This window comes from Rhizobium sp. BK661, from assembly GCF_024808825.1.
Lineage (GTDB): Bacteria > Pseudomonadota > Alphaproteobacteria > Rhizobiales > Rhizobiaceae > Rhizobium.
In genome coordinates, this window is sequence record NZ_JANTYT010000026.1 from 1 (window position 1) to 11,470 (window position 11,470).

Consider the following 11,470-nt stretch of genomic DNA (forward strand, 5'->3'; position numbering starts at 1 on the left):
GTCGACACGTCGCCAATGTCCTTGGCGCCACCCTCGCTGAACTTCGCCGGAAGCGGCATCTCCGGAGGAACATGGTCCGGGCCGCTCACACAGCCTGACAGAACAGACAGTGCGGCAAGGATTGCATATCGGCGCATAGGGTCTCCAATGGGATGCTCGGCGATTCTCTAACAAACTATTACGTCGTATGGTTAATTTTTCACTTCCTCAATAGGCTTTTTCACGGCTGTCCAACGGGAGAGCGTCATGACGGGGGAAGGAGGCGATCGATACCCAAAAGGGTCTGCTAGTCACATCATTGCCCCCAAATAATATCATTGTATTCTAATCGATAGGATGTTATCTAATTCCATGACAACGAATCTGAAGCGAACCTGGGCCGAATTCGCACCCTTGCTTATGATCTGCGGGCGCGGGTGGCGTCGGGCTTTGAACGCCGTCCTGACCGATCACAACCTGTCCGACGCCAGCGCTGCGCCGTTGATCGCGCTGCTTCGGCATGGCGACCGGATACCGCAGGGTGTTCTGGCTGAACGGGTCGGTGTGGAAGGGCCGACCCTCGTGCGGGTTCTCGACAGTTTGGAAAATGACGGCTTGATCTGCAGGGTTCCCGATGAGGCGGACCGCCGTATCAAGCTGGTGCAACTCACCGGAGGAGGCACAGCGGTCGCCGAGCGCGCCGAAAGCTGTGCGGCGGAGCTGCGAGCACAGATCCTAGGCGACCTTGATCCTCAACAGGTCGAGGCCGCCTTGGAGGTCCTGCGCGCCATCGCGGCGAAAACCGCGGTCCTATCCGGAACACAGGAAAATGACGAGTAGCAAGAACGCGACCGATCCCAGCCTGGGAGACGTCGTCTTTTCCCTCAAGACCTTCACAGCCGCGATGCTGGCGCTTGGTATTGCGCTTTGCTTCGACCTGCAGAATCCCTATTGGGCGGTCGGTACGGTTTACATCGTGGCTCATCCGCTATCGGGTGCGAGCACATCGAAGGCGCTCTACCGCCTGATCGGCACGGCGCTTGGCGGCGGGGTTACGGTGATCCTGATCCCCAACCTCGTCAATTCGCCGGAGATGCTGACGCTTGCGATCGCCCTGTGGATGGCTTTTTGCCTTGGCGTCAGTCTGCTCCACCGAACACCACGCAGCTACAGTTTCATGCTGGCGGGATATACGACCGCTCTGACCGGCTTCCCGATCGTCGCAAACCCGGATACGGCCTTTACCTACGCAACTGCCCGTGTCGTGGAAATCGCGCTCGGCATCATCTGCGCGGCGGTTGTGAATCGCATCCTCTTTCCGCGACACGCCGGGCCGGTTCTGGCTGGACGTATCAATGCCTGGCTGCGCGACGGCGCTGACCTGGCCATCGGCACGCTGAAGGGCAGGGGCCGCGATCCCGCGCTGCTGGCCGCAGCCCGTCGGCTCGCTGCCGATGCGGTCGATCTCCATAGCTTCACCACCCATGTCGCCTATGACACCTCGGCGCTGCGTGACATCGTCGGTCGCACCCGGATATTGCAGCAGCGCATGGTTGCGATGCTGCCGATCGTTTCGGGTCTGGCAGACGTGCTGCATGCGCTCGAGAGGGCAACAGCGGGTAAATTCACGCCGGCCATCACGACGTTGATAGGCGAAGTCACGGCATTGCTCGAGAGTGGCAAACCGCTTGCCGAGGACAAACGACAGCAACTCCTTGTGCTGATGACCAGGGCGGAGGAGGAGGGACGCGCGCAACAGGAGTGGAACGGGCTGCTTGCCCATAACTTCACCGCACGCATCCGGGATCTCGTGCAGATATGGGGCGACTGTCTCAGCCTCCGGCAAGACATTGAATCCGGATCGCATCATGACCTTCGTTGGCGCCGGTTCGGCACGTCCTTCGACCGGGCTCCGATCCACAAGGATTATGGCATGGCCATTCATTCCGGCCTTTCGGTTATGCTGGCGACGTTCATCGCGACAGCCTTCTGGATCTATACAGGTTGGCCTCAGGGTAGCGCGGCTGCGATGATGGCCGGCGTGCTCTGCTGCATCTTCTCGTCGATGGACGATCCGGCGCCGATGATGATCAAGTTCGTGAATGTCGCCATTGTGACCGTCATTGCAGCTTTCGTCTTCGAGTATGGCCTGATGCCACTGATTCACAGCTACGTCGAACTCGCCGCCGCGCTCGGGTTGATGCTTGTGCCGGCCGGGTTGCTGATGACGAAGCCATCACTTGCGCTCTATGGCATGGGTTTCTGCGTGAACCTGCCGAACATGCTGACGCTGCAGGACCGCCTGAACCTCGATCTCGCGTCATTCGTAAATTCGAATGCGGCGATGATCATCGGCATGGTGATTGCCTGCGGAACGACAGTCCTCGTTCGCTCGGTCGGTGCTGAGTGGACCGCTTACCGTGTGCTGAGGTCGGGCTGGACGGATATCGTTGCTGCAGCGCGCCGACCCGAAGAGATCGACTTCACGAAGTTGCTCTACCGCATGGTAGACCGGCTTGGTCTGGTTGCGCCACGTCTGGCGATGATTCCGGCCGAGTCCGCAGTCGCACAGACCGATATCATGCGTGACCTGCGCAACGGTCTCAACACGCTGGATCTCCAGCGCCACAAGCAATTGGTATCGCGGGACAAACGCGAGCCGATCGAGAAGGTGCTCTCCGGTATCGCGGCCTACTACCAGCAGAAGCAGAAGAGCCGGGATGCGCAGCCAGACGAAAATCTGCTCACGATCCTGGATCAGGCGCTGGCGGCACTGGTCGAGGCCGGCAAGTCTTCGGCGATTGAGGGCGCACGCCGATCTATGACGGCGCTCAGATACACCCTTTACCCTGACGCAGCCTCCCTCCCTGTCGTCGCGGGCGCGGGAACTGCAAAGGAACATGCCGCATGAGGCCTGATATCGATATTTACGGGGTCTTCTTCCCGACGTTGGGCGCGATCGCTTTCGCAGCCTACCTCCTCAATTCCGTCCTGCGGCGGGTGCTGGCCTCCGTCGGTTTCTACCGGTTGGTTTGGCATCGGCCGCTTTTCGACACGGCCATGTATTTCTGCCTGCTTGGCGCCATCGCGCTGTCTCTGAACAAGGTGTCATTATGAAATCGCTTCTCGCTCATTCCGGTCGCTTCCTGCTCACCGGCGTCATGGTTGCCCTGGCGGGAGTGCTCGGCTGGCATCTCTGGGACTACTATATGGACGAGCCCTGGACTCGGGACGGTAAAATTCGTGCGGACGTCGTGCGGCTTGCCGCCGATGTTTCCGGGATCGTCAGCGAAGTGGACGCAAAGGACAATCAGGCCGTTCGGAAAGGTGACGTGATCTTCCGCATCGACCAGGCGCGTTTTGCGCTCGCGCTGCGTCAGGCCGAAGCGCAGATGGAAAGCAGCAAGGCTGCACTCGATATGGCAAGAAGCGATCTCGAGCTCTATCGCAAATTGGGTGAGAGTTGGGTAACGCGGCAGAAGATCCAGCAAGCCGAGACAACCGTCCAGCAGGACGAGGCCGCCTACAGCCAGGCGGTGATCAGCCGCGACACTGCACAGCTCAATCTCGACCGCTCCGTGGTGAGGGCGCCCGTCAATGGCGTGCTGACCAACTTCTCGATGAAACCTGGGAATTATGTGACGGCGGGCACTGCGGTTACGGCGCTGATCGACAGTGATTCCTATTACGTTGCCGGCTATTTCGAGGAGAACAAGCTGGACCGCATCCAGGTTGGCGACGCCGCACTTGTTTATCTGATGGGCAGCAAGACACCTCTCAAGGGACACGTCGATGGGGTGGCGGGCGGCATCGAGGATCGGGAGCGAAGCGATACCAGCGCCCAGCTCGCCAACGTCACTCCGACTTTCACATGGGTTCGGCTTGCGCAGCGCGTTCCCGTTCGCGTGGCGCTCGATACCCTGCCTGATGACACAGCCCTGGTTGCCGGCCGCACGGCAAGCGTCACCATCGTCAATTGATTGGGGCGGCTGAAGAGCCGCCTTCGAATACCGCAAGTTCACCGGTCTGGGCGCCCCAACGATGCCGGGAACGAAGCCGTTCGGCTCGAGAAAAACAAATGGTCGCCCGGTTCCAGGAGACAGCCGTGGACGATCGCCACGTCATAGAAATCACCACCTGGCTGATGCAGAGCGGACTTAAAGGCATGCCGGAAGCAGACCTGCTCGCCGGCTTTTGCGAACGGTGTCGCGCGAATGGGCTCCCGATCGAGCGTTCCGTCGCCGTCATGGACGCGCTTCATCCTATCTATGAGCGGAGAGCGTTCCGCTGGGACAGCAGGGAGCCGGTCGAACGCGTGTCGGAGTATGGTTTTTCCGGTCCCGGCGCGGTGGCTGACAATTGGCTTCGCTCGGCCTTCCATCACTTGGAAACGACGGGGTCGGGAGAGATCCGCAGCAGGCTGACCAAGGAAGATCCGGCCGACTTCTATCTGCTTGACGATCTGAAGGCGGCGGGCTTCACCGACTTTATCGCCATGGCGCATCGGTTCGGCGATGGCGGGGCAATCGGTGACATCGACTGCTTTTTCTCGCACTTCGCCACCCGATCAAAGGAAGGTTTCGCGGATGGTGACATTGCCGTGTTGCGGGATCTACTTCCCTGTTTGGCGTTGGCCGTCAAATGCGTGACGGTCAGCGGCGTGGCCGGCACGATCGCCAAGGTCTATCTCGGACAGGATGCCGCAAACCACGTCCTTCACGGCAAGATCACCCGCGGTCAAAGTGACCGCATCTCGGCGGCCCTCTGGTTTTCGGACCTCGCCAATTTCACGCACATCTCGGACACCGTAGATCCGGAAGAAATCATTCCGATGCTCAACGACTACGCCGATGCTGTGATCTCGTCGGTCCAAGAGGCTGGAGGCGAGGTGCTCAAGCTGATGGGCGACGGCACGCTGGCGATCTTCAAGGGCAGGCGACCGAGCGAGGCCTGTTCCGCGGCGCTGACCGCCCGGTCGCTGCTCGACAGGCGCCTGCTCGATCTCAATGCGCAACGTCGCATCGAGGGCAGGCCGGTGACCGACGTCTATCTCGGACTTCATCTTGGCGAGGTCTTTTACGGCAACATCGGCAGCGAGGATCGACTCGACTTCACAGTTATCGGACCTGCGGTAAACGAGGTCAGCCGCATCGTTTCCCTCTGTCGGGCACTGCAGCGGCGGCTTCTGATGTCGGCGAGTTTTGCCGCGATCGTTCCCCCGTCGCAGATCGACAATCTGCATTCGATCGGTCTGCATGTGCTTCGGGGCGTCAACCGTGCCCAGGAGCTGTTTACGATGATACCGGCTGCTTGAACGCGCTTGCCGCCGCCCAAGCAGGCCCAATTCGCAACGTAAATGCCAAGGTAACAAAGCCCAACGGCAGCCGTTAGCGCAGTCTGTTACCGTTACGTACTTCCGCCGTGCCGCCAGCTCGCTAAGATCGCTCAAACAAAGCCGACTGAGGCCGGGGTGGTCTTCATGGGCAAGGAAAACGACGAGGTAAGAACACCTTCCGATGCCGAGCGGCGAGGGCTACGTCGCTTGATGCTGAAGCTGCCCGCTGTCCGCGGACGACTTCAAACGATCGGAGAGAAATCCGAGCCGCTTCGCAGCCTCTGCGAAGCATATGAGGACGCAAGTTCCACGCTCGACCGGTTGAGAAGCGTTGCGGGAGGCGCAGACAGCGCGATGGTCCATGAATATGAGATCGTCTGTGCCGAGATCGAAGCCGACGTAATCAAGTACTGTCTCGAGCGCGGAGGCGGCGTCCCGGAATAGGATTGACACGCGCCTGCACTGATCCCGTTTCGGTTTTGTTAGCATTTCATATTGCAACCCCTTGTTTTCTGCTCAATAACCCCATTTGTTCTACTTGGCATTGAGCGTTGCGTAGCAGGGGCGGCAATGATGAAGGCTGAAGAACAGGAAGGCTGGGCTCACGAAGTTTCGCGCCCAGAGGCCCGTGCAGAGCTCGAGCGTCTGCTCGCCGACGAGCGGTTCAGAGCCACCGAAAGAAGCCGGAGCATTCTCAGATATATCACGGACCAGCAATTCGCCGGTTGTGCCGATGGTGTGAAAGCCTATTCCATCGCCATTGATGTCTTAGGTCGGCAAAGCAATTTCGATCCATCGCTCGACCCCATTGTCCGCATTGAGCTTAGCCGATTGCGGTCGTCGCTTAGCCAGTACTACGAAGCTTTTGCGGAAGAAGGCCGGGTTGCGGTTCAACTCCCGCGAGGGCGCTATATTGCGATTTTTACGCGGTCTTCGAGTGGCCTTCCACCGGTCGATGACGGAGAACATTCCGTCCCCACCGGCGGAGAGTCCCTGGCTTCCGTCGCTGACCAGAATCCGTTGAAGGTAGTGCCGGATGTCCCAGCGAGGTCCGTTCCGACCTGGCTGCTTGTAGCCACTTCAGCCCTGCTGATTGTCGCGGCCATGGCCGCTGGTGTTGCTGTCTATGCATCCCGCCCAATCACGACAGCCAAGCCTACGGTCGCAGTCACGCTAACCGCAGTCGATGAAGGTTTGCGCGAAGAGGCTTCCGTGACCCGCGACATGCTGCTGACTGCCCTGACGCAATTCCAGACGTTGACGGTTTCGCAGGCCCAGCAAAATGAAAGGCCGCTGGCCTCAGTGCTCCGTCCGGCGAAGTCGAACGCTTACGCAATCGACATGAAATATTATGGTGATGGCGACGACCGCACCATCTGGTGGCAGATTGTAGACACCGCGACTGGCGACCTCCTCAAATCCGGGCTTGAAAGGGTTGATACGAGCGGAAGGACCCCCGCGGCGGTTCGGGACGAACTGGTTGCACAACTCGCACGCCGCTTTGCGGCGACGCGAGGGGTCATCAACAACATCGAAGCACACGATGCTGCCGAGGATTCGCTTGGCAACGCATGCGTCCTGCGAGCAGAGTATGAGCCGGACGACGGCCGAGCATCGGGTACACGGACGATCAACTGCCTGGAGCGAACAATCGCCGCAAACCGCTATGATGCGGACGCCACGGCAGCGCTTGCGACGCGGCTGGCGGGTCAGGTGGAGGAGAGCACGACGGCACGAGCGCTCGAGCTTGCCAATCGGGCCGTCCACTTGGCGCCGCTCTCCGACCGGGCATATATCGCTCTGATGCTGGCGCAATTCTACGGCGGCAGGATTGACGCTGCGCTCGCTGCGGGCAATCGCGCGCTGGCGCTCAGCCCCAACAATCCCGATGTGGCGGCAAAGCTTGGCCTCGTCCTGTTTTCGTCAGGCTATTTCGATGCGGGTGTTTCCCTTGCGCGAGACGCCGAAAGGTCTGTCGATGTCGTTCCGCGCGACGCGGTTCTGGTGCTCGCCCTCGACGCTTACCGGCAAAAGGATTGGTCGGAGGCCACGCTGCTTGCAGACCAGGTAAGCGATACCACATTCTTGATCAAAGCCTTGCGGGTGGCGGCACTTGGCCAAATGGGATCGGATGAAGCGGGGCCAGGCCTTGCGGAACTGAGGAAGCTCGCGCCAGAGTTTGAAACGACCTTCCGCGAACAAACGACACAGCAGCGCTACCAGCCCGCACTATCCGCCTCCATCGAAGATGGACTCGTCAAGGCAGGCGCTCGCTTCAAGACCGAGGGCTTGGCGACTGCCTTTTAGTAGTCGGGTTTAGTCGGCCTCACTAACCACGACGTAGGTGCGATTGCGATATTCTATCCGGTCAGCGTCCCTGCGCCGTTGGACGCGGCTACCAAGGTCGAGGCCGTTTGCGCTGTCAGCCGCCATTCAATGCTGACCTGATCACCTTAGAATAGTCGCTCGACGTTGGCGCCGCCTGCGCCCGGCTGCTGATCTCGGCTTGCTTCCTGACTTCGTCGAGCGGCAGGCCGTTTGGGATCAGGTGGTGGTCGTAGAGATAGTCCGGCAGGTAACCGGATACTATGATGCGCCAGTCGAGAGGGATGCCGGGATCGATCAGCCGGGCGAGCTTGAAGACGATCGTCGTGCAGTTTGCCGTGATCGTCTGATAAAATTCGGGCTGTGCCGCCAACGCATTACCCTTATCGAGAAAGGACAGAAACAGGGCGCGGGCGACCTGCGGAGAGAGCCGGAGTGGATAAAGCGACACCGTTTCCCGGCGGACGTTGGTTCGCAGGCGAACGATGTCGCTCTCTTCAGCCGCAATCAGAACCAGTTCGAACTCCTTGAAGAAGCCGCCGATCTCCGAGAATGCTTCACCGCGTTCCTTTCGGATTTCGGCCGAAAATACGACGTGGCGACCGTCCGCAAAACCAAAGCTGACGAGGGTATGGGCGATCGCGGGGTTGCTCCAGACGGAATTCAGGAGGTCTACCGATTGGAGCGAGGAGAGGTCGTACTGCTCGGTCTGCCAAACCGGATCGAAGTCTTCTGCCGTCCTCCATTGAAAGTTCCGCACGTTGTGCAGCGTGATCTGATCGCCTGAGACGGTTGCGGTGATGCCATGGGCGACATCGGCGGCCCAACCCCTGTCGTTGCTAGGCTCGATGCTTTTCCACCAAAAGGAAACGGCGAGCATCGTGGCCAGCAGCAGCACGCTGGCGAGCATCGGCCGCCGCCTGACAGCCAGGATGGCGATCAGGCCAACGAGGGAGCCGGCGGCAATGATCGGCCATTTCCATCCGGATGGCGCCTGATAGTGGGCGGCGAGAGCAAACCACCCGATAAAGGCGATGACCACCAGCCGAAAAACGAGGCGGGTGGTGAGCGCCAGAACCTGCCATTTCGAGGAGGGAGCCTCGGTGGAGGTGATTGCCATTTTTCGCCCCTCGCGATGCGTCAGCTCACCATGGAAGCGGGCAATATCGCTCAGGCTCGCAGCAACCGCAAACGATCGGAGGAACCCGGCGCGTTTTGCGATCGGCGCGCTGGGCATTTAGATCATGTGGATGCAGCTGCGCCCGAGGTGTCCGAGAGGGCCTTGCGCAACCGCTCCTCCTGTTCCGGCGCCAGCGACGTTTTCAGGACGCGGCCGCGCAGCCCGTGGAGTTCGGCGAGAACCTTCTCCGGCTGCGCCTTGCGGACGAGGACAAAAAGAGCGGAAGAGGAGTTCGGTATGGTTGCGGCAAGAGACTTGATGAACTCGTCATCGATGCCATAGTCGGCGAGCGAGCCGGAAATCGCGCCGGTGCCGGCTCCAACAAGTCCGCCGATGGCAAAGCCGGCGAGCGGGTTGAGGAATAGCAAGCCGACCAGGCCGCCCCAAAGGGAGCCGGACAGCAGGCCGGAAGTGGCGCCGACTGCCGTCAGGTTGAGGCTCTGCTTGAGATGGACCTTGCCGGCCTCGTCGCGAACCACCACGACTGCATCCTCGAGGTCGACGAGGTATTCCTTCTTCAGGTTGTTCAATTTCAGCAGCACCTTGTCTGCTTCATCCATGGCATCAAAGCCGATAACGATGAGTTCTGACATTGTCCGTTCCTTTCGTTTTTAACAGCGAGGATATGGAGCATGACGGCTGGCGGACGTATGCCGCCCGGGCTATTGATCGAATGCGTAGATCTTCTTCCAGTCGGCTTTCATGTCGACGAGCAGCCAGTTGCGGGCGGCCGCCTCATCTAGCGCCTTGTCTAGCTTCCCGAACTCCGATTTGCGATCATAGGCGTATTCCCGATCTGCATCGGTATGATGAACGATCATCGCGAAGTGCGGTCCCTTGCCGGCCGTGACCCAACGCAGCATCTCGTAGTCGCCATCGGAATTGCCGGCTGCAAAGATCGGGAGTCTACCGATGAACTTGTTGATGCCCACCGGCTTGCCGGGGCCATCGTCGACGAAATCGACCTTTGGGAGCCGGTTCAGAACAGGCGTATCGCCGACCAGCGCATATTGCGTCGTAATCGTGCTGCCGACGACCTGTTCGGGCGGGATTCCATACGCCTTCTCGGTAATGGGGCGCATGAATTCAACACCGCCGCCGGAGACGATGAAGGTCTTGAAGCCATTGGCGCGCAGGTAGTCCAGAAGCTCGCGCATCGGCAGGAATGTCATCTCGTTATAGGGTTTGCCCGTCTTCGGGTGTCTCGCCGTAGCGAACCAGTCGACGACGATTTTGCGGAATTCGTCAGTCGTCATGCCGGCATGGGTGTCCATCGCAAGTTCGACGATGCCCCGTTCACCGCTCTTGGCCATGCCCTTGAGGTCGCCGGAAAGGATCGACTTGAAGGGTTCCTTCTCTTTCCATTCGGGATGCTCGGGAGCAAGTGCCTTGACCCGATCCAAAATGAAGCCCAGCTGGAAATAGAATGGCTGCTCCGTCCAGAGCGTTCCGTCGTTGTCGAAGACGGCGATGCGGTCCTCGGGCGCCACGTAATCGGCGTTGCCCTCCGTCGTCACTTTCTTGACGAAGTCGACAATTTCCTGCTTCGATTTGCCATCGTTCCAGGACGGGAGTTCCTGTGCGAGTGCGCTGACAGGGAGCAACAGGAAAAGCAAGAGGAAGCGCACAGACCGAGACATGAGATGCTCCTGATCAGGTTGCTACGCGCTTGATGCAGCGAAAGCCGACATGGCTGGTCGAGGTATCTTCCGGCTCGGCGTGACGTGCCGCCGGTCGATAGCGGCGGCAATAATTCGGGGCGCAAAGATGTGAGCCGCCCTTCAGTACGCGCCTCGGAATAAGAATATTCGGCTGGTTGGGATCGTAGCTGGCCTCTCTTGCGCCGCCGCGAGGGTTCTCAGGAATGCAGCAGGCTTTCGCAGCCGGCTCCGGATGACGTGTTGACCAGTAGTCCGTCGTCCACTCCCAGACATTGCCGATCATGTCATAGGCTCCGTAGCCATTTGGCGGAAAGGTGCGTACGGCTGTCGTTCGGTCCTTGCCGGCGGGCTTCGTGCTATGTGTCGGGAACGTGCCTTGCCAAGTGTTGGCCATGGCAACGCCATCAGGCATCAGCTCGTCTCCCCAGGCAAACTCTGTGTCTTCAAGCCCGCCACGCGCCGCCAGTTCCCACTCCGCTTCCGTCGGCAGATCCATGCCGGCCCATTCCGAATAAGCTTTCGCATCGGCATAGGCGACATGGACGACTGGATGGTCGAGCTTGCCGCGAAGATCGCTTAAGCCGCCATAGGGCCGCCGCCAGTTGGCTCCGAACTTGAACTTCCACCATTGCGAGATGTCGCTGCCGGTCACGGATTTGGGCTGTGTGAAGACCAGTGACCCGGCTCGCAGCATGTTCGGTAGGGCACCTGGGTAGTCCTTGGGGTCGGGCGCTTTCTCGGCCACCGTAATGTGGCCAGTCGCTTTCACAAATTCCTGGAACTTGCGGTTTGTGACCGGCGTCGCCTCGATCCAAAAGCCGTCCACAGTAACAGGATGGGCCGGCGCCTCTTCCGGATAGTGATCGTTAGAACCCATGACGAAAGTCCGGCCGGGTATCCATACGAGGTCGCCCTGGTCGTCGCCCTGACGTTGCGCCCGATGCCCCGTGTCAAATGCCAATGCCATCTTCGCCTCCGAGCGCTTGTCTT

The 11,470-nt window shown here is 60.0% G+C and carries 11 protein-coding genes; 7 read left to right on the forward strand and 4 right to left on the reverse strand.

Annotation, left to right across the window (positions count from 1 at the left end; genetic code table 11):
* The first annotated feature begins 363 nt into the window (after positions 1–363).
* From FHX16_RS28135 to FHX16_RS28165, 7 genes are all read left to right on the forward strand, one after another.
* Entirely contained in the window at positions 364–819 is a 456-nt protein-coding gene (locus FHX16_RS28135; RefSeq protein WP_183861443.1) for a MarR family winged helix-turn-helix transcriptional regulator, read from the forward strand.
* On the forward strand, positions 809–2,890 hold the full coding sequence (locus FHX16_RS28140; RefSeq protein WP_183861394.1) for an FUSC family protein: 2,082 nt from the start codon (positions 809–811) through the stop codon (positions 2,888–2,890). The genes FHX16_RS28135 and FHX16_RS28140 overlap by 11 nt, the downstream gene beginning before the upstream one ends.
* Complete coding sequence (locus tag FHX16_RS28145) at positions 2,887–3,096, forward strand: DUF1656 domain-containing protein (protein ID WP_183861392.1); 210 nt, start codon at positions 2,887–2,889, stop codon at positions 3,094–3,096. The genes FHX16_RS28140 and FHX16_RS28145 overlap by 4 nt, the downstream gene beginning before the upstream one ends.
* On the forward strand, positions 3,093–3,959 hold the full coding sequence (locus FHX16_RS28150) for an HlyD family secretion protein (protein ID WP_259131612.1): 867 nt from the start codon (positions 3,093–3,095) through the stop codon (positions 3,957–3,959). The genes FHX16_RS28145 and FHX16_RS28150 overlap by 4 nt, the downstream gene beginning before the upstream one ends.
* A gap of 125 nt (positions 3,960–4,084) precedes the next feature.
* Positions 4,085–5,293 carry an adenylate/guanylate cyclase domain-containing protein gene (locus FHX16_RS28155; RefSeq protein WP_259131614.1) on the forward strand — a complete coding sequence of 403 codons (1,209 nt, stop codon included), beginning with the start codon at positions 4,085–4,087 and terminating at the stop codon, positions 5,291–5,293.
* 165 nt (positions 5,294–5,458) lie between these two features.
* Positions 5,459–5,758 carry a hypothetical protein gene (locus FHX16_RS28160; RefSeq protein ID WP_183753940.1) on the forward strand — a complete coding sequence of 100 codons (300 nt, stop codon included), beginning with the start codon at positions 5,459–5,461 and terminating at the stop codon, positions 5,756–5,758.
* Positions 5,759–5,887: 129 nt separating this feature from the next.
* Positions 5,888–7,621 (forward strand): hypothetical protein, encoded by a 1,734-nt coding sequence (locus tag FHX16_RS28165; protein ID WP_183861441.1) that lies wholly within the window; start codon positions 5,888–5,890, stop codon positions 7,619–7,621.
* A gap of 115 nt (positions 7,622–7,736) precedes the next feature.
* Here the strand turns inward: FHX16_RS28165 and FHX16_RS28170 are convergent, their stop codons facing one another.
* The 4 genes from FHX16_RS28170 to FHX16_RS28185 all read right to left on the reverse strand — a co-directional run bounded on the left by FHX16_RS28170 (position 7,737) and on the right by FHX16_RS28185 (position 11,447).
* Positions 7,737–8,759, reverse strand: a complete 1,023-nt coding sequence (locus FHX16_RS28170) for a DUF4105 domain-containing protein (protein ID WP_183861387.1) — start codon at positions 8,757–8,759, stop codon at positions 7,737–7,739.
* Positions 8,760–8,881: 122 nt separating this feature from the next.
* On the reverse strand, positions 8,882–9,412 hold the full coding sequence (locus FHX16_RS28175) for a DUF1269 domain-containing protein (protein WP_183753944.1): 531 nt from the start codon (positions 9,410–9,412) through the stop codon (positions 8,882–8,884).
* A gap of 69 nt (positions 9,413–9,481) precedes the next feature.
* On the reverse strand, positions 9,482–10,459 hold the full coding sequence (locus FHX16_RS28180; RefSeq protein ID WP_183861385.1) for an HAD family phosphatase: 978 nt from the start codon (positions 10,457–10,459) through the stop codon (positions 9,482–9,484).
* A 13-nt stretch (positions 10,460–10,472) separates the two neighbouring features.
* Positions 10,473–11,447, reverse strand: coding sequence for a formylglycine-generating enzyme family protein (locus tag FHX16_RS28185; RefSeq protein WP_183861383.1), 975 nt, complete (start codon positions 11,445–11,447; stop codon positions 10,473–10,475).
* Positions 11,448–11,470: the final 23 nt, after the last annotated feature.